Source organism: Pseudomonas sp. PA27(2017) (assembly GCF_001945445.1).
Classification (GTDB): domain Bacteria; phylum Pseudomonadota; class Gammaproteobacteria; order Pseudomonadales; family Pseudomonadaceae; genus Aquipseudomonas.
Map to the genome: position 1 here is coordinate 66144 of NZ_MSXW01000061.1, position 23480 is coordinate 89623.

At 63.1% G+C, this 23480-nt stretch carries 23 protein-coding genes; 12 read left to right on the forward strand and 11 right to left on the reverse strand.

Annotation, left to right across the window (positions count from 1 at the left end; translation table 11 throughout):
- Positions 1–265 precede the first annotated feature (265 nt).
- From BVH06_RS21805 to BVH06_RS21835, 7 genes are all read left to right on the forward strand, one after another.
- Complete coding sequence (locus tag BVH06_RS21805) at positions 266–3058, forward strand: monovalent cation/H+ antiporter subunit A (protein WP_075931344.1); 2793 nt, start codon at positions 266–268, stop codon at positions 3056–3058.
- Positions 3058–3384 (forward strand): Na+/H+ antiporter subunit C, encoded by a 327-nt coding sequence (locus tag BVH06_RS21810; protein WP_075931343.1) that lies wholly within the window; start codon positions 3058–3060, stop codon positions 3382–3384. Before BVH06_RS21805 ends, BVH06_RS21810 begins: the two co-directional genes overlap by 1 nt.
- A complete protein-coding gene (locus tag BVH06_RS21815; protein ID WP_075935452.1) occupies positions 3384–4886 on the forward strand; it encodes a monovalent cation/H+ antiporter subunit D in 1503 nt (500 codons plus the stop codon). The genes BVH06_RS21810 and BVH06_RS21815 overlap by 1 nt, the downstream gene beginning before the upstream one ends.
- Positions 4883–5386: a Na+/H+ antiporter subunit E gene (locus BVH06_RS21820; RefSeq protein ID WP_075931341.1), complete on the forward strand. Its 504-nt coding sequence runs from the start codon at positions 4883–4885 to the stop codon at positions 5384–5386. Before BVH06_RS21815 ends, BVH06_RS21820 begins: the two co-directional genes overlap by 4 nt.
- Positions 5371–5640, forward strand: coding sequence for a K+/H+ antiporter subunit F (locus BVH06_RS21825; protein ID WP_013792415.1), 270 nt, complete (start codon positions 5371–5373; stop codon positions 5638–5640). The genes BVH06_RS21820 and BVH06_RS21825 overlap by 16 nt, the downstream gene beginning before the upstream one ends.
- A gap of 13 nt (positions 5641–5653) precedes the next feature.
- Positions 5654–5986 carry a Na+/H+ antiporter subunit G gene (locus tag BVH06_RS21830; RefSeq protein ID WP_075931340.1) on the forward strand — a complete coding sequence of 111 codons (333 nt, stop codon included), beginning with the start codon at positions 5654–5656 and terminating at the stop codon, positions 5984–5986.
- A gap of 94 nt (positions 5987–6080) precedes the next feature.
- Positions 6081–6590 (forward strand): GNAT family N-acetyltransferase, encoded by a 510-nt coding sequence (locus BVH06_RS21835; protein ID WP_075935453.1) that lies wholly within the window; start codon positions 6081–6083, stop codon positions 6588–6590.
- On the opposite strand, the gene BVH06_RS21840 is transcribed toward BVH06_RS21835, so the two are convergent.
- A complete protein-coding gene (locus tag BVH06_RS21840) occupies positions 6584–8203 on the reverse strand; it encodes an NAD(P)/FAD-dependent oxidoreductase (protein WP_075935454.1) in 1620 nt (539 codons plus the stop codon). The genes BVH06_RS21835 and BVH06_RS21840 overlap by 7 nt on opposite strands.
- Positions 8204–8389: 186 nt before the next feature.
- Between BVH06_RS21840 and BVH06_RS21845 the strand changes: the two genes are divergently transcribed.
- Together BVH06_RS21845 and BVH06_RS21850 are read left to right on the forward strand one after the other, a co-directional pair.
- Entirely contained in the window at positions 8390–9019 is a 630-nt protein-coding gene (locus tag BVH06_RS21845) for a DUF998 domain-containing protein (protein WP_075931337.1), read from the forward strand.
- Between the two features lie 91 nt (positions 9020–9110).
- Positions 9111–10001 (forward strand): universal stress protein, encoded by an 891-nt coding sequence (locus BVH06_RS21850; protein WP_075935455.1) that lies wholly within the window; start codon positions 9111–9113, stop codon positions 9999–10001.
- Here the strand turns inward: BVH06_RS21850 and rlmF are convergent.
- The gene (rlmF, locus tag BVH06_RS21855) at positions 9998–10990 is read right to left on the reverse strand and encodes a 23S rRNA (adenine(1618)-N(6))-methyltransferase RlmF (RefSeq protein WP_075935456.1); all 993 of its coding nucleotides are present in this window, start codon (positions 10988–10990) and stop codon (positions 9998–10000) included. The genes BVH06_RS21850 and rlmF overlap by 4 nt on opposite strands.
- A gap of 178 nt (positions 10991–11168) precedes the next feature.
- Between rlmF and BVH06_RS21860 the strand changes: the two genes are divergently transcribed.
- Entirely contained in the window at positions 11169–11636 is a 468-nt protein-coding gene (locus BVH06_RS21860; RefSeq protein WP_075935457.1) for a bacteriohemerythrin, read from the forward strand.
- 172 nt (positions 11637–11808) lie between these two features.
- Here BVH06_RS21860 and BVH06_RS21865 read toward each other — a convergent pair whose 3' ends face one another.
- The 7 genes from BVH06_RS21865 to BVH06_RS21895 all read right to left on the reverse strand — a co-directional run bounded on the left by BVH06_RS21865 (position 11809) and on the right by BVH06_RS21895 (position 19879).
- A complete protein-coding gene (locus tag BVH06_RS21865; RefSeq protein WP_075935458.1) occupies positions 11809–13638 on the reverse strand; it encodes an SLC13 family permease in 1830 nt (609 codons plus the stop codon).
- Between the two features lie 30 nt (positions 13639–13668).
- The gene (locus BVH06_RS21870; protein WP_075935459.1) at positions 13669–13965 is read right to left on the reverse strand and encodes a helix-turn-helix domain-containing protein; all 297 of its coding nucleotides are present in this window, start codon (positions 13963–13965) and stop codon (positions 13669–13671) included.
- A gap of 11 nt (positions 13966–13976) precedes the next feature.
- Entirely contained in the window at positions 13977–14426 is a 450-nt protein-coding gene (locus BVH06_RS21875) for a hypothetical protein (protein ID WP_075935460.1), read from the reverse strand.
- 45 nt (positions 14427–14471) lie between these two features.
- Positions 14472–17303: a valine--tRNA ligase gene (locus tag BVH06_RS21880; protein WP_075935461.1), complete on the reverse strand. Its 2832-nt coding sequence runs from the start codon at positions 17301–17303 to the stop codon at positions 14472–14474.
- Positions 17304–17428: 125 nt separating this feature from the next.
- Entirely contained in the window at positions 17429–17836 is a 408-nt protein-coding gene (locus BVH06_RS21885) for a DNA polymerase III subunit chi (protein WP_075935462.1), read from the reverse strand.
- 9 nt (positions 17837–17845) lie between these two features.
- Positions 17846–18265, reverse strand: coding sequence for a DNA polymerase III subunit chi (locus BVH06_RS21890; RefSeq protein ID WP_075935463.1), 420 nt, complete (start codon positions 18263–18265; stop codon positions 17846–17848).
- Positions 18266–18388: 123 nt separating this feature from the next.
- Complete coding sequence (locus tag BVH06_RS21895; RefSeq protein WP_075935464.1) at positions 18389–19879, reverse strand: leucyl aminopeptidase; 1491 nt, start codon at positions 19877–19879, stop codon at positions 18389–18391.
- A 145-nt stretch (positions 19880–20024) separates the two neighbouring features.
- On the opposite strand from BVH06_RS21895, the gene lptF reads away from it, so the two are divergent.
- Together lptF and lptG are read left to right on the forward strand one after the other, a co-directional pair.
- On the forward strand, positions 20025–21137 hold the full coding sequence (lptF, locus tag BVH06_RS21900) for an LPS export ABC transporter permease LptF (protein ID WP_075931328.1): 1113 nt from the start codon (positions 20025–20027) through the stop codon (positions 21135–21137).
- Entirely contained in the window at positions 21130–22191 is a 1062-nt protein-coding gene (gene lptG / locus BVH06_RS21905) for an LPS export ABC transporter permease LptG (RefSeq protein ID WP_075931327.1), read from the forward strand. Before lptF ends, lptG begins: the two co-directional genes overlap by 8 nt.
- A 48-nt stretch (positions 22192–22239) precedes the next feature.
- Here lptG and BVH06_RS21910 read toward each other — a convergent pair whose 3' ends face one another.
- Together BVH06_RS21910 and BVH06_RS21915 are read right to left on the reverse strand one after the other, a co-directional pair.
- Positions 22240–22743 (reverse strand): RDD family protein, encoded by a 504-nt coding sequence (locus BVH06_RS21910; RefSeq protein WP_075935465.1) that lies wholly within the window; start codon positions 22741–22743, stop codon positions 22240–22242.
- A gap of 99 nt (positions 22744–22842) precedes the next feature.
- Positions 22843–23055: a cold-shock protein gene (locus tag BVH06_RS21915; RefSeq protein WP_003284681.1), complete on the reverse strand. Its 213-nt coding sequence runs from the start codon at positions 23053–23055 to the stop codon at positions 22843–22845.
- Positions 23056–23480 lie beyond the last annotated feature (425 nt).

Below are 23480 nucleotides of genomic sequence, written 5' to 3' on the forward strand. Positions count from 1 at the left end.
GATTTTCAGGGCTTCGTCTGGAAAAACAAGTCGAACGCTCAGGGTCATTCGTCAGTCAGTTGCAGCGGGCCGCACGTTATGCGGAGACCAGATCGTAACTGGCTTGGTAATGCTCCGAGCCGCACTGCCGCAAGTGGTTTTTCCATTTGCCGGGTTGGCATCACGCACACCATTGCAGGGATCGGCCGGACGCCGGCGACCGCATTCTGGCACACACTAACTGGCCGTCAGGCTACATGGCGGGCGTGTACAAGGGGTTTAGTGTATGGCGCTTGCGCTGATCATCGCCTTACCATTTTTGGGTATCTTTCTTCCGCTGCTGGCTGACCGCATGGGGCGGTCGCTCTGCGCACTGGCCGCTGCGCTCGGCCCAGCCGCCGCCTTGGTGTTGCTGTGGCTGCAGCAGCCGGCCGTATTCGCCGGCGACGTGCAGGTGGTCAGCTATCCATGGCTGCCGGAGTTGGGGCTCAACCTGAGCCTGCGCCTCGATGGCCTGGGCTTTCTGTTCGCCCTGATGATTCTCGGCATCGGCCTGCTGGTTATTCTGTATGCCCGCTATTACCTGAGCAAGCAGGAGCCCATGGGGCGTTTCTTCGCCTATCTGCTGCTGTTCATGGGCGCCATGCTGGGCGTGGTGCTGTCGGAGAACATGCTGCTGATGCTGGTGTTTTGGGAACTGACCAGTCTGTCATCGTTCCTGTTGATCAGCTTCTGGAGCAGCAGCTCGGATGCCCGTCGGGGCTCGCGTATGGCGTTGACCGTCACGGGCGGCGGTGGCTTGGCGCTTTTAGCCGGCATTCTGCTGCTGGGCAACATCGTCGGCAGTTTCGAGTTGAGCGAGGTGTTGGCGGCGGGCGATACCATCCGCAGCCACGGGATGTATCCCATCACCCTGATCCTGATCCTGCTCGGAGTATTCACCAAGTCGGCGCAGTTCCCGTTCCACTTCTGGCTGCCCCAGGCCATGGCGGCGCCCACCCCGGTTTCCGCTTACCTGCATTCGGCAACGATGGTCAAAGCGGGCGTTTTCCTGCTGGCCCGTTTCTACCCGGCCTTGGCGGGCACGGAGTGGTGGTTCTACCTGGTCAGCATGACCGGTATGGCGACCCTGCTGTTCGGCGCGATCATGGCGTTGTTCCAGCATGATCTCAAAGGGCTGCTGGCCTACTCGACGATCAGCCACCTGGGCCTGATCACTCTGCTGTTCGGTTTCAATACCGACCTGTCTTCGGTCGCCGCGGTGTTCCATATCATCAACCACGCGACCTTCAAGGCCTCGCTGTTCATGGCGGCCGGCATCATCGATCACGAGACCGGCAGCCGCGACATGCGCCGTATCGCCGGTTTGTGGAAGTACATGCCGCATACTGCCGTGCTGGCCATGGTGGCCGCTTCGGCGATGGCCGGCGTGCCGCTGCTCAACGGCTTTCTCAGCAAGGAGATGTTCTTCACCGAGACGCTCAATCAGGACCTGCTGGGTATCTTCAACTGGATGATTCCCACCGTGGCGACCTTGGCCGGCATCTTCTCGGTAGCCTATTCCTTACGTTTCATCCACGACGTGTTCTTCAACGGCGAACCGAAGGATCTGCCCAAGTATCCGCCCCACGAGCCGCCGCGCTACATGAAGATTCCGGTAGAAATCCTGGTGTTCCTGTGCCTGCTGGTCGGCATGCTGCCGGCATACACCGTGGCGCCGTTGCTGGCCTCGGCAGCAAGCGCCACCCTGGGTGGGGCAGTGCCGTACTACAGTCTGGCGATCTGGCACGGCTTCAATGTGCCGCTGGGCATGAGCGTGGTCGCGCTGATCGGTGGCATTATCGTCTATGCCTGCCGCGAGCCACTGTTCCGCTGGTACAACGGTATGCCCGAGGTGGACGCCAAGGAGCTGTTCGAGTTGCTCAACGCGCGCCTGGTGAAGAGCGCGCGCTGGGTGACCAAACTCCTGGAAAGCGGCTCCCAACAGCGTTATGTGGCCTTCCTGTTGCTCAGCGCGCTGATCCTGATCATCACCGCGCTGTCGCCGATGGAATCGCTCAGTGGTGATGTGGCCCTGACGCCGCTCGATGGCATCACCGTCCTGGGCATGGCCGTGCTGTGCGTGATGGCCGTGTTGACCGTGGCTTTCCACCGCAATCGCCTCAAGGCGCTGATGACCCTGAGCTGCGCAGGCCTGATGGTGGCCCTGGCATTTGCCCGCTATTCGGCGCCGGACCTGGCCTTGACCCAGTTGTCGGTGGAGGTGGTGACCATCATTCTGCTGGTGCTGGCGCTGTTCTTCATGCCTGATCGCACGCCCGTGGAGTCGAGCAGCCTGCGTGGCCTGCGCGACGTACTGCTGGCCGGTGGCACTGGCATCGCCGTGGCGCTGCTGGCCTATGCGGTGATGACCCGGCCGTACGACAGCATCTCGTCGTTCTTCATCGAGAACAGCGTCAGCGGTGGCGGCGGCACCAACGTGGTCAACGTGATTCTGGTCGACTTCCGCGGCTTCGATACTCTAGGCGAGATCAGCGTGCTGGCCATCGCCGCGATCGGCATCTACGGCCTGCTGGCGGGCCTGCACCTGCCCCATCCGCTTACCGATCCGAACGGCAAGCCCTGGTCGCGGGACAGCCACCCGATGGTGCTCGACAGCATTGCGCGCATCCTGTTGCCGATGGCGTTGCTGGTGTCGGCGTTCATCTTCCTGCGCGGGCACAACCTTCCCGGCGGCGGCTTCATCGCCGGACTGATCACCGCCATCGCGCTAATCCTGCAGTACGTGGCCCACGGCGTGGAGTGGACTCAGCGGCGTATGCCCTGGAGCTACCACAGCATCGCGGGCCTAGGTGTGCTGATCGCCGGGCTGACCGGCCTGGGCAGCCTGGCTTTCGGCGCGCCGTTCCTGACCTCGGCATTCGATTATTTCCATCTGCCACTGGTAGGCAAGTTCGAACTGGCCACCGCACTGCTCTTCGACCTGGGCGTCTACCTGGCGGTGGTCGGTTCCACGCTGCTGATCCTCTCCAACATTGGCCACGTCAGCCAGGATGAAACCAGCAAGGAGGTGCTCTGATGGAAGCGCTATTCGCCATCACTCTTGGTGTACTGGCCGCCAGCGGTGTTTATCTGCTGATGCGCGCACGCATCTACCCGGTGGTCATGGGCCTCACCCTGATCTCCTATGCGGTGAACCTGTTCCTCTTCGCCATGGGCCGCTTGAGCACAGGCGTGCCCGCGGTAATCGGCAAGAGTGCCGAGTACGGCGACCCGATTCCCCAGGCGCTGGTGCTGACCGCCATCGTCATCGGCTTTGCCATGACCGCCTTCGTGGTGGTGCTGTCGTTGCGTGCCCTCGGTGAACTGCGTACCGACCACGTTGACGGCGAGGAGTCGCGCTGATGAATCATGCGTTGATCCTGCCGATCCTCATCCCGCTGTTCACTGGCAGCCTGTTGCTGATTCGCTCGCAATTGTCGATTACCGCCAAGCGCTGGGTGTCGCTGTTGGCCACTTGGTCGCTGCTGCCGCTGAGCGTCTGGCTGGTGCTGCAGGCAGACGCCGGTGCGCTGCAGGTCTACGCCCTGGGCAACTGGCAGGCGCCGTTCGGTATCGTTCTGCTGCTCGATCGCCTGGCAGCGCTAATGCTGCTGGTGACCGCGGCGCTGGCCAGTTTCGCCGTGCTTTACGCGGTACGTGGCGACGACGAACGTGGCCCCAACTTCCACGCGCTGATGCAGTTCCAACTGGTCGGCATCAACGGCGCTTTCCTGACGGGCGATCTGTTCAACCTGTTCGTATTCTTCGAGATCCTGCTGATCGCCTCCTACTCGCTGCTGGTCTACGGCGGCGGGCCGAAGCGCATCAAGGCCGGCATGCACTATGTGGTGCTCAATCTGGTGGCATCCTCGTTCTTTCTGATCGGCATTGGCATCCTCTACGGCCTGCTCGGTACGCTGAACATCGCCGACCTGGCATTGAAGGTGGCCGAAGCCGATCCGGACCGCCAGCATCTGCTCGCTGCTGCCGGCTATCTGCTGTTGATCGTATTCGGCCTGAAGGGCGCCATTCTGCCGCTGTATTTCTGGCTGCCCAATGCCTATGCAGCGGCCACGGCGCCGGTTGCGGCGTTGTTCGCGATAATGACCAAGGTCGGGTTGTACGCGATCATTCGCGTGTTCACCCTGGTGTTCGGCAGCGAGGCGGGGCAACTGGCTCATCTGGTCGATTACCTGCTGTGGCCGCTAGCGGCGCTGACCCTGCTACTTGGTGTGACTGGCGCGCTGGCAGCGCGCAGCCTCGGTCGGCTGATCGGCTACCTGGTGATCGTGTCGGTCGGCACCCTGTTGGCGGGCTTTGCGCTGGGCAGCGTGCAGAGCCTCAGTGCAGCGCTCTATTACCTGATTCACAGCACCTGGATCTGCGGTGGCCTGTTCCTCTTGGCCGATATGCTGGCCCGTCAGCGCGGCGAAATCGGCCTGCGCCTGCGCAAGGGGCCGCAACTGCTGCAACCCAAGCTGCTTGGCGGGCTTTTCTTCATCGGCGCGATCTCGGTGGCCGGCCTGCCGCCGTTCTCCGGTTTCCTAGGCAAGCTGATGCTGCTGCGCTCGGTGGAAACCGGCTGGCAGGCACTGGTGCTCTGGCCGGTGGTGCTGATCGGCGGCCTGGGCATGATCATCGCCCTTGCGCGTGCCGGCAGCACGCTGTTCTGGCGCTGCACGGGCGAGCCTGCGTCGAATGCCGAGTTCGATCGCATCCGCGCGCTGGCGACCATTTGCCTGCTGGCGGGCGGGCCACTGTTGGTAGCGGCAGCGCAACCGGTTCACGAGTACACCGACGCCGTCGCCCAGCAGTTGCTGGATGTGAATAGCTACCTGCAGATCGTGCGCGGAGGTGAGCGATGAGCCTGTCCCGTCTATTCCCCCATCCCATGCTCACCGTGCTGCTCACGGTGATCTGGCTGCTGATGGTCAATGCGCCGAGCGTCGGCCATCTGCTGCTGGGCGCGTTTCTCGGTTGGGGCATCGCCCTGTTGTGCAGTGGCTTCATGCTCGACGTGCCGCGCCTGCGCCGCCCGGTGCTGCTGTGCCGTTACCTGCTGATGGTGCTGTGGGACATCGTCATCGCCAACCTGCATGTCGCCCGCCTGGTACTTGGCCCCACCCGCAAACTGCGCCCGGCATTCGTCGAGGTGCCCATGGAGATCGAGAACGAATTCATGCTCTCGGTGCTGGCCTGTATCGTATCGCTGACGCCCGGCACCGTGTCCTCGGGCCTGAGCAGCGACCACAAGACCCTGCTGCTGCACGGCCTGGATGTGGCCGACGACCAGGCGTTGATCGCCGAGGTGAAGTCGCGCTATGAAGCCCCGCTGATGGAGATTTTCGAATGCTCGCCTACGTGATTCCCTTCTGCATGGCGCTAATGGGCGTCGCCGTGACGCTCAACGTGATCCGCCTGGTGCGAGGCCCGGACATGCCCGACCGGGTGCTGGCGCTGGACACCCTGTATATCAACGCACTGGCGTTGATCGTGGTGTTCGGCATCTGGCTGCAATCGGATCTGTTCTTCGAGGCGGCGCTATTGATCGCCGTCATGGGATTCGTTGGTACCGTGGCGGTGGGCAAGCATCTGCTGCACGGCGAAATCATCGACTGAGGAGGTTGTTGCCATGCCATTCTGGATCGAAGCACTGGTGGCGTTTTTCTTACTGGTCGGCTGCTCGTTCGCGCTGATCGGCGCCATCGGCCTGTATCGTCTGCCGGACTTCTTCACGCGCCTGCATGGCCCGACCAAGGCCACTACCCTGGGAGTGGGCAGCATGGTGGTGGCGTCGATGATCTTCTTCAGCAGTCACACCGAAGGGCTGAGCTTCCATGAGCTGCTGATCACGCTGTTCCTGTTCATCACCGCACCGGTCAGCGCCCACATGCTCGCCAAGTCGGCGATGCAGGAAAAGGTCAAGCTGGTGCGTCGCACCCGCGGGCGACCCTGGGAATCCTGAACTGGGTTGCCGTTTTGCTGCACGACTGTGCCTGCCGACAGGATTGAGTACGGCCTAGACTGCCACCGTTCCCATTCCCCATGAGATTCGGCAGATGCAGTGGCAGCATCGGGCGGCGAACGCCGCCGACATCGAAGCGCTCCTCGCGCTGATCTTCGAACATGGCCCCAACCCCTGGAACCACCTGCCGCCGGCCGAGGTGACCGCTCACCTGCGTGGCATCGCCGATGGCAGCAGCCAAGTGCTGCTGGCCGAGGGGCAGGGCACGCTACTGGGTTTCGTCAGCCATGTGCGTACCCGGCGCTTTCGCTCTCATCAACCTGACACTCGTGCCGATGCCGAACACGCTTACATCTGCGAAGCGGTGACCCATCGCGATGCCGCAGGGCAGGGAATCGGCTCGGCGTTGCTGCGCCAGGTGGTGGCGGACATCGAGGCGGCGGGCATTGTCGATATCTACATCGACCGCCATGAACAGAACGCCGCCTCGGCCGGCATGATGCGCAAGGCCGGCTTCGTCGAGGTTGCCACGTTCGCCGATCCCCAGCGCCGGCCCAATGGCTCGCGGCGCACCACCCTGTGTCGCTGGCAGACGCCCTATTGAGCCTGCTCACCCATCAGCGCGCGTGCCAGACCTTCGGCGACACGGATCCCGTCGACTCCGGCAGACAGGATGCCACCGGCATAGCCCGCACCTTCACCGGCCGGGAACAGGCCGCGTACGTTGAGGCTCTGCAGGTCTTCGCCACGGGTAATGCGCAGTGGCGATGAGGTGCGCGTTTCGATGCCGGTCAGCACGGCGTCGTGTAGGTCAAAGCCCCTGATCTGCTTGGCGAAGGCAGGCAACGCTTCACGAATCGCTTCGATGGCGAAGTCCGGCAGCGAGGGTGCCAGGTCACCAAGCTTGATGCCCGGTTTGTAGGAGGGCTCGACGCTGCCCAGTGCGGTGCTCGGCTTGCCGGCGATGAAGTCGCCGACCAGTTGGCCCGGCGCCTCGTAGTTGCTGCCGCCGAGTACGTAGGCGTGGGATTCGAGCTGCTCCTGCAGTTCGACGCCAGCCAGCGGGCCGCCGGGATAATCCTGCTCCGGGGTGATGCCGACCACGATGCCCGAGTTGGCATTGCGTTCGTTACGCGAGTACTGGCTCATGCCGTTGGTGACCACCCGGTGCGGCTCGCTGGTGGCCGCTACCACGGTTCCGCCTGGGCACATGCAGAAGCTGTAAACCGAGCGGCCGTTCTTGGCGTGGTGCACCAGCTTGTAGTCGGCTGCGCCGAGTTTCGGGTGGCCGGCATATTTGCCGAGGCGCGCACGGTCGATCAGCGACTGCGGGTGCTCGATGCGAAAGCCCACGGAGAACGGCTTGGCTTCCATGAACACGCCACGCTTGTGCAGGGCTCGGAAAGTGTCGCGCGAGCTGTGGCCAAGGGCCAGGATGACGTGGCGGCTGTGCACCTGCTCGCCATTCTCCAACTCGACACCGACCAGTTGACCGTCTTCGATCAATACGTCGCTGACACGCTGCTGGAAGCGCACCTCGCCGCCGAGGGCCTTGATCTCTTCGCGCATGGTAGCTACCACGCCGGTCAGGCGGAAGGTGCCGATATGCGGCTTGCTGACGTAGAGAATCTCCTCCGGCGCGCCAGCCTTGACGAACTCTTCCAGCACCTTGCGCCCGTAGTGGTTGGGATCCTTGATCTGGCTGTACAGCTTGCCGTCGGAAAAGGTGCCCGCGCCGCCCTCGCCAAACTGCACGTTGGACTCGGGATCGAGCACTTTCTTGCGCCACAGGCCCCAGGTGTCCTTGGTGCGCTGACGCACTTCCTTGCCACGTTCGAGCACGATGGGTTTGAGGCCCATCTGCGCGAGGAGCAGCGCCGCGAAAATGCCGCATGGCCCGAAGCCGATCACCAGCGGGCGCTGGGCAGGATGTTGTTCGGCGCTGACGCTCAGCGGCTTGTAGCTCACGTCAGGAGCGATGCCGAGATTGCGGTCGTTGGCGAAGCGCGCCAGCAGCGCAGCCTCGTCGCGCGCACTGAAATCCAGGGTGTAGATGAACGGCATGTCACCGGACTTCTTACGGGCATCGTAGCTGCGCTTGAACACGCTGAATTCGAGCAATTCGTTGTCGTCGATGCCCAGGCGCTCGACCAGTGCCGGGCGCAGGGCGTCATCGGCATGATCGAGTGGCAGTTTGAGTTCGGTGATGCGCAGCATGAGATCGTCCTTTCAGGGCCGGAGGCAACCCGGCAGCTTTTCGAGGGCGGCGATTATGGACGAAAAACCTTCGACAGGCTGCAGTTCGCGTAAAGCAGTCGACGGGTAGCTGCGCGATTCGATGTGTCGCGAGTCTTCAGAGCCACGTCACTGAACGGACGTTCACGCCACGGAAAGGAAACTCGCATGCATTCGAACAGGACGCTCAAGCTGGGGTATTTCGCAGGATTGATCACGCCCTTGTGGCTGATTCTAGGCGTGGCTGTCGCTGGTTCGCTTTATCCCGGTTATAGCCACGTCGACCAGGCCATGAGCGTGTTGGGTGCCGAAGGCGCGCCTACGCAAACCCTCTCGCCAGCGATCAACAATTTTCCACTGGGTGTGCTGTTTCTGTTGTTCGGTACAGCCGTGGCGCTGAGTTTCCGCAGCCGCTGGGCGCGCCTGAGCGGCCTGCTGATCATGCTTCATGGCCTGGGCAGCTTCGGCACGGGCTACTTCGCCTGTGACGCGGGTTGTGCGCCCGAAAATCCCTCGGCCAGCCAGAACCTGCACAACCTGGCAGGGCTGATCATGGCGTTCAGCCTGTTGCTGGCGGGGGCGCTCTGGGTGTGGCTGGGCCGCCGTCTGCTCACCTCGCCAGGCTTCGCCCTGTTTTCGCTGTTCTGCACGTTGGCAGCTCTTGGCGCCTTGCCACTGATGGCCGCTGCACTGGAGAGTGGTCACGGCTTCGGCCTTTATCAACGCATCAACTACGGCGCATCGCTGCTGTGGGTTGCCGGGCTGGCATGGATGCTGATGCGTCGTCCCTCAATCTGACTCGTGTTTGCTTACGATTTGTCGATGTTTCTCTATGCGCAGAGTTGCTAGGGTCTTAGGCCTATCTTCTGTGGGGATATCGAGGTGTGCGATGAGCAGACAACCCTGGGCCGAGGGAACGCCGGCGAGCGTGTTGCTGGCCACTGACCTGAGTGTGCGGTGCGACCGCGCGCTGGACCGTGCGGTGCAACTGGCCGGTGAATGGCAGGCGTTGCTGGTAGGCGTGAATGTGCTGGAAGTCGGCCAGGGGCCGGATTTGGTATTGGGCTGGCTGGGTGATCGGGATGACGCCAGCCTGGCACGTTTCGCCGAGCAGCAGTTGCAGCAGGATCTGTCGGGCCTGGATGTGCAGGTGCGCCTGCGCGTCGAACGGGGTGAGCCCGTACAGGCCATTGCCAAGGCGGCACGAGAGACCGGTAGCGCACTGGTGGTCACCGGCGTGGCGAGCAACGCATTATGGGGCCGCCTGCTGCTCGGCTCTACGGTCGAGTTGCTGGCCCGGCAATTGCCGCAGCCCTTGCTGGTGGTGCGTCGGCGGCCACGAGGGCGCTATGGGCGCATCATCGTGGCTACCGATTTCTCCGATTCGTCGCTCCATGCGTTGCATGCGGCTGCTTGCTACTTCCCGGATCGCGAGCTGGTGCTCTATCACGCCACCGAAGCGCCGATGTCCGACCGTCTGGAACGAGTGATCGATGAGCGGACACGCCAGTACATCGAGGAGGGCGATTACGCCGCCTTTCTTGCCTCCAGCGATCTGCCTGATGAGGTGCGCAAGCGTACCCGTATTGTCATCGAGCAGGGCTCGCTGGCCGCTTCACTGAGTCACTACGTGCGTGAGCATGGCGTCGATCTGGTGGTGATGGGCACCCATGGGCGCAGCGGACTGATGAACGTATTACTGGGCAGCGCGGCCAGCGAACTGCTGCAGTGGGTGCCGTGCGATACCCTGATCGTGCGCGCGCCGCGCGCTGACGACTAAGCGCTGCTGCGCTCGTTCATCCAGCGCTGGCGCTGTTCGGCAGTATGAAAGGTCCAGGCCACGAAGCGGCTCTGCTTCTGGCCTTGGCTCATTTCTACCGTGCGGGTGTTCGCGGCGCCGACCTTCTTCAGCGTGGCGTATACGCCGGGCAGATTGCCTGCCTTGGAGATCAGCGTGCTGAACCACAGTACCTGGTCACGATGCTCGGCGCTTTCGCCGATCAACCGCGCCACGAACGCCGCTTCGCCACCCGGGCACCACAGCTCGGCTGCCTGGCCGCCAAAGTTGAGCACCGGCAGTTTACGCTTCGGGTCGAGCTTGCCGAGGTTGCGCCATTTGCGCTTGCTGCCGCTGCTGGCTTCGGCTGCCGAGGCGTGGAAGGGTGGGTTGCAGAGGGTGAGCTCGAAACGTTCGTCGCTCTGCAACAGATTGCTGAAGACGTGCCCGGCATCCGCCTGCAGGCGTAGCTCGATCTGATCGCGCAGGCCAGAGTTCGCGTGCACGATGGCCGTTGCCGAGGCAATGGCCTCGGGCGCGATGTCCGCGCCCAGAAAACGCCAGCCGTATTCGCGGTTACCCAGCAGCGGGTAGATGCAGTTGGCACCCACGCCGATATCCAGCGCCCGTACGGCCGCGCCGCGGGGAATTTCACCGCGGTTGTCATCGGCCAGCAGATCGGCCAGATAGTGCAGGTAGTCAGCGCGCCCCGGAATCGGCGGGCACAGGTAGTCGGCGGGAATATCCCAGTGATTGATACCGTAGAACTGCTTGAGAAGCGCGCGGTTGAACACCTTCACGGCCGCCGGGTTGGCGAAGTCGATGCTCTGGTTGCCGTAGGGGTTGACGATCACGAACGCGCCCAGCTCCGGGCTGGCCTTGATCAACGCCGGAAAGTCATAACGGCCCTGATGGCGATTGCGGGGGTGCAGCTGGCCTTTTTCAGGCGAGGCGGGCGGTTTCGACGGACGTTTGGCGGGCATGCTGATCATTGCGCAGGTGACGGGCCGGGCATTTTCCCACAGCCGCTGGCGCCGTGCTCGGTGTCTTGAATGTGAAGCGGCCCTCGTACCCAGATGCGCGCCTGGGTATGCACTGATCCAGGTCAACCGGCAACCGCTCGGCCGACTCTAGACTGGCCCCATCCAGGGGAATGACAGGGGCGCGGCCATGGCCTATCTCAGTTGGAGTGATGACCTGAACACCGGAATCGCGGTGATCGACGGTCAGCACCGACGCATCGTCGACATGATCAACGAGCTGTATGCGGCGCAGCACAATGGTGCGCGGGAGAACGTAGCGCTGGTGATCGAAGAACTGGTGGATTACACCAGCTCCCATTTCGCCTTCGAGGAGGCGATGCTCGAGGAAGCGGGATACGTATTCACCAAGGCGCACAAGCGGGTGCACGAGCTGTTCATCCGCCGCGTCGAGGACTACCGCGTGCGGTTCCGGCAAGGCGAAGATGTCTGCGACGAACTACGCAGCCTGCTGGGCCGCTGGCTGTTCGGGCACATCCGCAACGACGACCAGAACTACGTGGCGGCAGTCACCGAAAATCTGCGGCGTCTGGCGGCCGACAAGGCCGAGGATGGTTGGCTGAACCGTGCCAAGCGGCGCTTCTTTCGCGCCGCGTAGTGTGCGGTTCCAAACGACAAGCGGACGGTGAGAAGAGCTTTTGTGGAAGAGGCCGGGCGGCGATCCGCTTTAGCCTCGATTTTGCCTGGCTATGCGTAAAGCACTCGCGGCTAAAGCCCCTCCCACGAAATCGCGAACGGCCGCTTCCCTTTGATCCCGCCGCTGCCCTGAGCTACAGCGGAAATATCCACGGCACCATCACCACGCTGACGATCATCACCAGAATGGTGAACGGCACACCGATACGCACGAAATCTCCGAAGCGGTACTGACCAGGCCCCAGCACCAGGGTGTTCACCGGCGAGGAAATGGGTGTCATGAAGGCGGCCGAGGCGGCGAGGGCGACGGTCATGGCGAATGGCAGTGGCGACACGCCCAATGCCTGGGCGGTGGCGATGGCCACGGGCGCCATCAGCACGGCAGTCGCGGTGTTGGAGATGAACAGGCCGATCAGGGCGGTAACCGCGAACAGGCTGGCGAGGATCACCCGTGGCCCGGCGTTGCCGAGGGCGCCGACCAGGCCGTTAACTGCCAGGTCGATGCCGCCGGTTTTCTGCAGGGCCAGGGCGAACGGCAGCATGCCGACGATCAGGATCAGGCTCGGCCAGTGGATGGAACGGTAGGCGCTGGGCATGTCGATACAGCGGAAGGCGCCCATCAGCAGGCAACCGATCAGCGCGGCCATGACGTTGGGGACCAGGCCGCTGATCATCAGGGCGACCATCACCGCCAAGCTCAGCAAGGCATAGGGCGCCTTGCGCGCGGCGGGCGCCACCTCGTCCACTTCGGCGGGCAGGCTGAGCACCAGAAAATCACGGTTGAGGCTCTGCAAGTGGTGGATCTGCTTCCAACTGCCGGCCACCAACAGGGTGTCGGCGTGGGTCAGTTTTTCGTCCACCAGCAGGCCCTCCAGCGCTTGGCCATGACGGCGCAGGCCGACCACGTTGAGCTTGTAGCGGCTGCGCAGCCCAAGCTCCTGAATGGTCTTGCCCGGCAACTGGGATTCTGGCGGCAGCGCCACTTCGGCAAGGCCCAGCTCGTGGGAGTGCACGCTGTAGTAGGAGTTGCGTAACGGCAGCGCCTCCAGGCCCAGTTCCTGATAGGCGCCGAGCACCGCAATGGCCGGGCTGGCCAGGTCGACCAGTAGTACGTCGCCGGGTAGCAACTGGGTATTGCCGGTGGCCATCAAGAGCAGGGTGCGGAACTGCCGCTGGCGCTCCACCGCGATCACGTTGATGCCGTACTGTGAACGCAGCTGCAGCTCGTCCAGCGCCTGATTGGCCAGGGGCGAGTCGGCACGTACCTGCAGGCGCCGTTCCCGTTCACTAAGGCGGTAGCTGTCGGCCAGATCGGCGAGCGTCAGGCGTGGCGGCGCCGAGGCGTCACTATCGACGTCGCGCTGCAGCCAGCGCCGCGTGGCGAGCATGTAGAGCACGCCAAGCACCAGCACGGCGAGGCCGATGGGCGTGAAGCTGAAGAAACTGAAACCCGGCAGCCCAGCCCGCAGCAGCTCACTGTGCACCACCATGTTAGGCGGCGTAGCTACCAGGGTCAGCATGCCGCTGATCAGGCCGGCGAAGGCCAACGGCATCATCAATCGCCCCGGCGCGATCTTCAGCCGCGCCGCCACGCCGAGCACTACCGGAATGAAGATCGCCACCACGCCAGTCGAACTCATCACCGAGCCAAGGCCGGCGACGGCCACCATCAGCAGCACCAGCAGGCGGGTTTCACTGCTGCCAGCCTTCGCTACCAGCCAGTCGCCTAGGCGATAAGCAATGCCGGTACGTACCAGGCCCTCGCCGATCACGAACAGCGCGGCGATCAGGATCACGCTGGGGTCGGCGAAGCCGGCCAGGGTTTCCTGAATGGTCAGCACGCCGGTCAGCGGCAGGGCGATGAGTATCATCAAGGCGACCACGTCCATGCGCGGTTTGTTGATGACGAACAGCACCACTGCGGTGAACAGCAGGCCGAGCACCAGAAGCAAATCGAGGGTCATGGTCAGTCCTTTTGGCCGCTGCGCAGTGTCTCAGGGATAGCCGAGAACAGCCTTGATCTGCTGCAGGTTGGCGGCGATCCAGCGTTTGTCGATGGCGCCCCAGTCGCGGATCACGTAATGGCCGGCATTGTTACGCTCGCCGTCCTGCTGCTGGAATTCGCAGTGGATGTCCAGCTCCTCCAGCGCGCTCAGGGTGTCCTGGGCCGTGCGACGGGGCATTCCGGTGGCGGCCATCAGGGCTGGCACGCTATCGGCGGTGCCACTGTCGATCAACCAGGCCACGTAGAGGCGGCGGTAGAAGCTGGTCTTGGTCTTGCTGACGTCCATTGTGCGTCCTTTCAGTAAGCCAAGCGGCGGCGCAGGTTGCGATGCCGGGAGGCGAAGAACAACTGCAGAAAGCCTTTTACCAGCGCAGTGGCCAACAGTGGCCTCACCGTCAACCGGTCAACGAGCAGAGTGCCTTCACCCCAGGCCTGCAGCTGCCGTTCATGGCGCCACAGGCGCATGCCGGTCATTGGCGACTGCTCGACAAACCTTAGGCCCGGTTCCAGCTCCAGCAGCGTCAGGCGCGAGGTGCCGATGGGCAGCAGGCCAAACAGCCATAGCCAGCTGGTGAACAGGATTTGGCCCGTGTGCAAGTCCGTGTCGGCCAAGTTGCGCGTGCCGCGGGGCACGCTCATCCATAGCCAGGGACGCATCTCGGCGCGCAGACAGCGCACGTCGGTGATCCAGCCCCAGACGGTGTCGGGCGGTGCGTTGAGCCGTACTTCGAAGCGCAGCTCGATCATCCGCAACTCCATGAAAAAGGCCCGCACGCGGCGGGCCTTTACCTGTTACAGGCTGGCGATCTTGCCGCGCTGCTCCACCAGGTTGGCCAGCGCCTGTTCGGCCTCGGCCAGCTTGGCGCGTTCCTTCTCCAGTACTTCAGCCGGAGCCTTGGCGACGAAGCCCTCGTTGGCCAGCTTGCCGCCGACCCGTTTGGCTTCACCTTCCAGGCGCTGGATTTCCTTGTCCAGGCGCGCCAGTTCGGCTTCCTTGTCGATCAGGCCGGCCATCGGCACCAGCACCTGCATGTCGCCGACCAGGGCGGTGGCGGACATCGGCGCTTGTTCGCCAGCAGCCAGCACCTTCACCGACTCGAACTTGGCCAGCTTGTTGAGCAGCGGGGCGTTGTCGTTGAGGCGGCGCAGGTCGGAGGCCGAGGCGTTGGCGAGGATGACGTCGATGCGCTTGGCCATGGAGATCTTCATCTCGCCACGGATCTGCCGTACGCCGAGCATCAGTTGCTTGACCCACTCGATGTCGCCCTCGGCCGCCGCGTCGATGCGGCTTTCGTTGGCCACCGGCCAGGGTTGCAGCATCAGCGTTTCGCCGCTGACGCCGGCCTGGCCCTTGATACGCTGCCAGATCTCTTCGGTGATGAACGGCATGAACGGGTGAGCCAGACGCAGGATCACTTCCAGCACACGCACCAGCGTGCGGCGGGTGCCGCGCTGGCGCTCGATGGGCGCGTTCTCGTCCCACAGCACCGGCTTGACCAGCTCCAGGTACCAGGCGCAGTACTCGTCCCAGACGAATTCGTAGAGTGCCTGGGTGGCCAGGTCGAAGCGGAAGGCGTCGAGGTGTCGGGTCACGTCCTGCTCGCAACGCTGCAGCGCGGAGATGATCCAGCGATCGACCGGCGACAGATCGACTTGTTCACCATTCACACCGGTGTCCTGGCCATCGGTGTTCTCGATGACGAAGTTGGCGGCGTTCCACAGCTTGTTGCAGAAGTTGCGATAGCCCTCGACGCGGCCCATGTCGAACTTCACGTCGCGCCCGGTGGTGGCCAGCGAACAGAAGGTGAAACGCAGGGCGTCGGTGCCGTAGCTGGCGATGCCTTCCGGGAATTCGGCCTTGGTCTGCTTGGCGATCTTCTCGGCGAGCTTGGGCTGCATCATGCCGCTGGTGCGTTTGGCCAGCAGGGTTTCCAGGTCGATGCCGTCGACGATGTCCAGCGGGTCGAGCACGTTGCCCTTGGACTTGGACATCTTCTGGCCCTGGCCGTCGCGCACCAGGCCGTGCACGTAGACGGTCTTGAACGGGATCTGTCCGGTCAGGTGGGTGGACATCATGATCATCCGGGCGACCCAGAAGAAGATGATGTCGAAACCGGTGACCAGCACGTCGGTGGGGTGGAAGGTCTTCAGGAAGTCGGTCTGCTCGGGCCAGCCGAGGGTCGAGAAGGTCCACAGACCGGAGCTGAACCAGGTATCCAGGACGTCATCGTCCTGGCGCAGGGCGATGTCGCCCAGGCTGTGCTTGGCACGCACTTCGGCTTCGTCGCGGCCCACGTAGACGTTGCCGGCTTCGTCGTACCAGGCCGGAATGCGGTGGCCCCACCACAGCTGACGGCTGATGCACCAGTCCTGGATGTCGCGCATCCAGCTGAAGTACATGTTTTCGTACTGCTTGGGCACGAACTGGATTTCGCCGCTCTCGACCACCGCGATGGCCTTTTCGGCCAGCGGTTTGGTGGAGACGTACCACTGATCGGTCAGCCATGGCTCGATGACGGTGCCGGAGCGGTCGCCCTTGGGCACCTTCAGGGCATGGTCATCGATCTTGTCCAGGAGGCCCAGGGTGTCGATGTCGGCGACGATGCGTTTGCGTGCCTCGAAGCGATCCAGGCCGGCGTAGGCAGCTGGCAGGCTGGCGTCGAGCAGGGCGTTGACGCTGCCGTCGAGGTTGAAGATCTGCGCGCCCGGCAGGACGGCGGCGTCCTTGTCGAAGATGTTGATCAGCGGCAGGTTGTGGCGCTTGCCGACTTCGTAGTCGTTGAAGTCGTGGGCCGGGGTGATCTTCACGCAGCCGGTGCCGAACTCCGGGTCGCAATAATCGTCGGCGATGATTGGGATGCGGCGCCCCACCAGCGGCAGCTCGACGTATTGGCCAATCAGCGCTTTGTAGCGTTCGTCCTCCGGGTGCACGGCAACGGCGGCGTCACCGAGCAGGGTTTCCGGGCGGGTGGTGGCGACGATCAGGTAGTCGTTGCCTTCGGCGGTCTTGTTACCGTCGGCCAGCGGGTAGCGCAGGTTCCACAGGTGGCCTTTCTCGTCGTGGTTTTCCACCTCGAGGTCGGAGATCGCGGTGTGGAACTTGGTGTCCCAGTTGACCAGGCGCTTGCCGCGGTAGATCAGGCCGTCATCAAACAGGCGCACGAAGGCTTCCTTGACCGCTTCGGACAGGCCGTCGTCCATGGTGAAGCGCTCGCGCGACCAGTCCACCGAGCTGCCCAGTCGGCGGATCTGCCGGGTGATGGTGCCGCCGGACTCGTTCTTCCATTCCCAGACCTTGTCGAGGAACTTCTCGCGGCCCAGGTCGTGGCGGTCGATGCCTTGAGCGGCCAGTTGACGCTCCACCACCATCTGGGTGGCGATACCGGCGTGGTCGGTGCCCGGCTGCCACAGGGTGTTGCGGCCCTGCATGCGGCGGAAACGGATCAGCGCGTCCATGATCGCGTTGTTGAAGCCGTGGCCCATGTGCAGGCTGCCGGTGACGTTCGGCGGCGGGATCATGATGGTGTAGGGCTCACCCGAACCCTGCGGAGCGAAGTAGCCTTTCGCCTCCCAGTTTTCGTACAGGGCGGTTTCGATGGCGTGGGGCTGGTAGGTCTTGTCCATGCGCGGCGGGACCCTTCTGGCGTCTGATCGGAAAAGCCGAGCAGTATAACCAACCGCCGCGCAGTTTTCTTCCGCTCTCGCGGCTATCGGTCGAGCGGGAAAACGCTGTCAGGGCAGGGGGAGGGTCAGCGACGTGGAGGCAGCAGGCGGTTGAGGCGCGCCTGCAGGCGGCGCTTGAGTTCGGCCTCGATCTGCGGCACGAAGTCGTCGATCACATCCTGCAGCAGCAGTTGTGCCGCGGCGCGCAGCTCGGTGTCCAGGCGATTGATCTCGTTGTCACGGCCAATGGCGCGTTGCACGGTCTGGCGCAGCTCGTCCTCGGAAGCTATGCCGGCGGCGCTGACCGGAACGGCGGGTTGCGCGGCGAGAACCGGTTCGGGGGCGCGTACCACGTCGGAGAGTACGGGGATGTCGTCCGGGTCGAACTTGTCAGTGAGTAGCGGCGGGTCGAGGTCGTCATCGAGCAGTTCGCGAATCGATTCGAGATCGCTCAGCAGGGCGCCGGGTTTGTGGGGAGGGTTCAGGTTGTCCATGGCAGGGGTCTACAGTTCGACACGTTTGGGATCATAGCCGCGCTGCCGGTAACTGCGGAAATTCTCCCGGCAGGCGGTCAGCAGGTCGGGTTCCTGGTTGACGATCTCGATCACCCGGCTGAAACGGTCGATATGCGGGCTGAGCGTGCTGCTGAGGTTGATCAGCACTGCTTGCTGCGCCGCGGGCTCTTCGTCCAGGCCGATCACCACCGGTCCGTGCGGATCATCCTGATGCAGGCCGTGGGGGATGAAGCTTTCCTGGCGGGCTCGCCAGAGCAGCTCGTCGAGTTCGTTGCATTGCGCGCTGTCGCGACCGCGCAGGAACACCGGCAAGCCGGCTCGCCAGGCTTTGCCGGCAAGCTGGCAGGCAGCGCGCAGGCGTTCGGATGGGGTGGCCGACGACAGTACGTAGAATTCGATTCGGGGCATGGCGGCAAGTGTCGGGCTTCAAGCGGCAAGCTTCAAGCGAAAAGCGTATTGAGCGGTTTCAGATAGGGCAGGTTGGGCGGCGGACGAGGGTGGCCAGAGCGGCCACCCTCGGGGCGCTGCTGATCAGGCCGGTACGCGGTCGAGCAGGTACTGGGTGAGCAGCGGCACCGGGCGGCCAGTGGCGCCTTTGTCCTTGCCGCCGCTGACCCAGGCGGTACCGGCGATGTCCAGGTGAGCCCATTTGTAGGCTTTGGTGAAGCGCGACAGGAAGCAGCCAGCAGTGATGGTGCCAGCTTTCGCCCCGCCGATATTGGCGATGTCGGCGAACGGGCTATCCAGTTGCTCCTGGTATTCGTCGTACAGCGGCAATTGCCAGGCGCGGTCGTCAGCCTGGCGGCCGGCGGCGAGGATCTGGTTGACCAGTTCGTCGTCATTGCCCATCAGACCGGAAACGTTGCTGCCCAGAGCGACGATGCAGGCGCCGGTGAGGGTGGCGATGTCGATCACCGATTGCGGCTTGAAGCGCTCGGCGTAGGTCAGGGTATCGCACAGCACCAGGCGACCTTCGGCGTCGGTGTTGAGGATTTCCACGGTCTGGCCGCTCATGGTGGTGACGATGTCGCCGGGGCGCGTCGCACCGCCGCTGGGCATGTTCTCGGCACAGGCCAGCAGGCAAACCAGGTTGATCGGCAACTGCAGTTCGAGCACAGCGCGCAGAGTGCCGAACACGCTGGCGGCGCCGCCCATGTCGTACTTCATTTCATCCATGTTGGCGGCCGGCTTGATGCTGATGCCGCCGGTGTCGAAGGTGATGCCCTTGCCTACCAGGGCGTGGGGCTTGTCGCCTTTCTTGCCGCCGTTGTACTGAATGACGATCATCCGCGGCGGCTGCTCGCTGCCCTGGCCCACGGCCAGGAAGGCGCCGGCGCCGAGGGTTTGCAGCTTCTTCTCGTCGAGGATTTCGACCTTGAGGTTCTTGTGCGCCTTGCCCAGTTCCCTGGCCTGCTCGGCGAGGTAGCTGGGGTGGCAGATGTTCGGCGGCAGGTTGCCCAGGTCCTTGGTCAGCGCCATGCCGATGGCGATGGCGCGCGCCTCGCGGGTGGCGCGCTCGACGGCGGCAGTATCGGCCTTGTCGGTGATCAGGGTGATCTTCTTAAGAGCACCGGGCGTCGCCTTCTGGCTCTTGAAACGATCGAACTGGTAGCCGGCATCCGCCAGGCTTTCCACCAGCAGGCGGGCCTTGCCGTAGGCATCGCGGCCTTTTACCTGTACGTCTTGCAGGGCCAGCAGGGCATCGCTGCCGGCAAGATTCTTCAGCACGCCATAAACGGCAGCGATCAATTTGCGCAGTTGGCGGTCAGACAGTTCGGCGTCCTTGCCCGTGCCGACTAGCAGCACGCGCTCGGCCTTGAGGTTGGCAACGCCATGCGCCAGCAGGGTCTGGCCGGGCTTGCCCGCCAGGTCGCCGCGCTTGAGCAGGGCGGCGATGGCGCCGCCGCTGGCTGCGTCCACCGCCTTGGCGGTGGCGCCGAGTTTGCCACCTTCACCTACAGGGATGACCAGAGTGGCGGTTTTCAGTGTTTCCGGGCGAGCGCTTTTGACGATAAATTCCATGCGTGGTGTCCCCAAGACAACGAGTCGCGAATGCAGGATAATGGACGACAATTTTTTCGGCCGGTTCGCTTGAAAGTGCGGGCCAGCATGCAGTTCGGCTAGTTTGAGCACAGCCGCCTGAGCCTGACAACCCTGGAGTGTCTGTTTGATCGTCTTCCGATATTTGTCCCGAGAGGTTCTGGTTACCCTGAGTGCGGTGAGTGCCGTACTGCTGGTAATCATCATGAGTGGCCGCTTCATCAAGTACCTGGCCCAGGCGGCCCAGGGGATACTCGATCCCAGCGTGCTGTTCCTGATCATGGGTTTTCGCCTGCCCGGCTTCCTGCAACTGATTCTGCCCCTGGGCCTGTTCCTGGGCTTCCTGCTGGCTTACGGGCGGCTGTACTTGGATAGCGAAATGACCGTGCTGTCCGCCACCGGCATGAGCCAGCAACGGCTGTTCCTCTATAGCCTCGCGCCTGCCACCGTGGTAGCGCTGCTGGTGGCCTGGCTGAGCATGGGCCTGGCGCCGCAGGGCGTGACCCAGGTCGCCAGGATCTTCAATCAGCAGGACGCCCTGACCGAGTTCGATACCCTGGTGCCCGGGCGTTTCCAGTCGATGCGCGACGGCACGCGCGTTACCTACACCCGTGATCTGTCGGATGACCGTACTGAGCTGGGCGGCATTTTCATCTCCGACAAGCGCGTGTCCCGCGAGGGCGACAAGGATCGCGGCATCAGTGTGCTGGTCGCCGAAAGTGGCCGCCAGGAGGTTCAGCCCGATGGCAGCCGGTACCTGATCCTGGAAAACGGCTACCGCTATGACGGCAATCCAGGGCAGGCCGATTACCGGGTGATCCAGTACGACACCTATGGCGTGCTGCTGCCCAAGCCGTCGGTGGCGGCGGACATCAGCGAGCGCGAGGCGATTCCGACTTCGCAGCTGTTCGGCAGCGACGAGCCGCGCATGCAGTCCGAGCTGCAGTGGCGTATCTCCATCCCGTTGCTGGTGTTCATCGTCACCCTGATGGCCGTACCGCTGTCGCGGGTCAACCCGCGTCAGGGCCGTTTCCTCAAGCTGCTGCCGGCCATTCTCCTGTACATGACTTATCTCGGCTTGCTGGTAGCGGCTCGCAGTGCGCTGGACAAGGGGCGTATCCCGCCCTACATCGGGCTGTGGGGCGTGCACCTGTTGTTCCTGCTGGTTGGCCTGGCGTTGCTCTATTGGGAGCCGTTGCGTCTGAAGTTGGTAAGCCGTCGGGAGATCGCTCGTGGTTAAGCTGGATCGCTACATCGGCGTGCAGGTGCTGTTCGCCATTCTGGCTGTGCTCGGCATCATCGTCGGCCTGGCCCTGCTGTTCGCGCTCATCGATGAACTGGGCGATATCGAAGGCAGCTATGGCATCGGCGACGCGCTTTGGTACGTGCTGCTGACCGCACCGCGGCGCATCTACGACATGCTGCCGATGGCGGCGTTGGTGGGCTGTCTGATCGGCTTGGGTACGTTGGCCAGCAACAGCGAACTGACCATCATGCGTGCGGCCGGTGTGTCGATCGGGCGCATCGTCTGGGGTGTGATGAAGCCCATGCTGGCGCTGATGCTGGTCGGCATTCTGATCGGCGAGTACGTGGCGCCCTGGACCGAAAACCAGGCCCAGGCCAGCCGTGCCATGGCTCAGGGCGGCGGCGAAGCGCAGACTGCCAAGCGCGGCATGTGGCACCGTCAGGGGCAGGAGTTCGTGCACATCAACGCCGTGCAGCCAGGTGGCGTGCTGTTCGGGGTGACTCGCTACCGCTTCGATGACGACCGCCGTCTGGAGTCGTCCAGCTTCGCGCGTCGTGCCACTTATGAGGGCAGCTACTGGGAGCTGGAGGACGTGGCAACCACGCTGTTCCACGACCGCCGCACCGAAGTCGTCAAGGCGCCGACCGAGCGCTGGGACATCGAGCTCAGCCCTCAGTTGCTCGGCACCGTGGTGCTGGAGCCCGAGGCGCTGTCGATCACTGGCTTGTGGAACTACATCCACTACCTGAAAGAACAAGGCCTGAACAACGGCAATTACTGGCTGGCATTCTGGACCAAGGTGCTGCAGCCGCTGGTGACTGCTGCGCTGGTACTGATGGCGATTTCCTTCATCTTCGGCCCGCTGCGCTCGGTCACCCTGGGGCAGCGCGTGTTCACCGGTGTTCTTGTGGGCTTCGTGTTCCGCATCGCCCAGGATCTGCTCGGCCCGTCGAGCCTGGTGTTCGGCTTCTCGCCACTGGTGGCGGTGCTGCTTCCAGCCAGCATCTGCGCCATTGCCGGCCTCTGGTTGCTGCGCCGGGCGGGGTGATCCAGCGCGCCTTTCCCGCTGATGGGAAGGGCGCGTGCTTTCACTTTTTTAAGCCTTTCCGTTGCGATGCGCGTGCTTGGGCAGGCGCACGACGACGCTATCGGAATACAGGTCATGCCAGGTGCGGTTGCGCTTGTCGACCAGTGCCCACAGAAAGCCCAGGCCCAATGCCAGCCATGACAGGATGGCGATCAGGAAGCGCAACAGCGCCTGCCAGAGGGTGATCGCCGTACCATCGGCATTCTGCACGCGAATGCCCCACACCTGCATGCCCAGGGTCTGGCCGCCGTGGGTCCAGAATTTGGCGAAGAACCCGAACAGGCTCAGCAGCAGCACGGTGGAAAGCAGTGGGTCATGGTCCAGTGCGCCGGCATCTGCCCACTGCCGCAGTTGCGCCTCGCCATAGATGGCCATCTGGATCAGCTTGTAGATGAAGCCCACTACGATCATCAGGGCGATGCACAGGAAGCCGTCATACAGCACGGCGGCCAGGCGCCGTCCCAGGCCTGCCGGAGGAAAGTCGCCTTGTGGGCGTAGTGCTGATTTCGGCATAAGGTCGTTCGCATGAATAAGGGCGGTTGGAGCGCGGATACTAAGTTGCAGGCATAAAAAAACCCCTGACGTGAGTCAGGGGTTTTTTCAAGCAGCGGCTTATTCCTGGATTTGAACCTGGTCAGCCTGCATGCCTTTTTGACCTTGTACAGCAACGAAGCTAACTTTCTGGCCTTCTTTCAGGCTCTTGAAGCCGTTACCTTCGATAGCGCGGAAATGTACGAACAGATCCGGACCGCTTTCTGGAGTGATAAAACCAAAACCTTTCTCGTCGTTAAACCACTTGACGGTACCGTTCTGACGATTCGACATGTCTCTTTTCCTTGGAACTAGAGTTGATGACAGCCTCCATGTGTAGAGGACTGAAGACTGGTTGCAAGGAGTGATGGAAGTCGAACGGGATGTAGCGGATCTAGGGCGATCTACTGCATCAGGTCACGATTCTCGGCGACCCATGCAAACACAGTGGCTGAACTCTACGCTAACTTTTGCGCAAATGCCAACCCCTCGGGCACGCGAAAACCCGCGTGATCTTCGCGAGGCTCTGGTGCACGTTTCGTATGGGTTCTTATAATGGCTCAAGCATGTGCATCAAGGCGATACACGGCACTGTTTTAGTGCGAGTTGTCACAAGTTGGCAACAGTTGAAGGATATAGCATGCCCTGGGCGACCTTATCCAGGGCGGGCAGCATTGTGCACATTATGGCAGTTACGCGCAAGCAGCGGATTGCCTGAT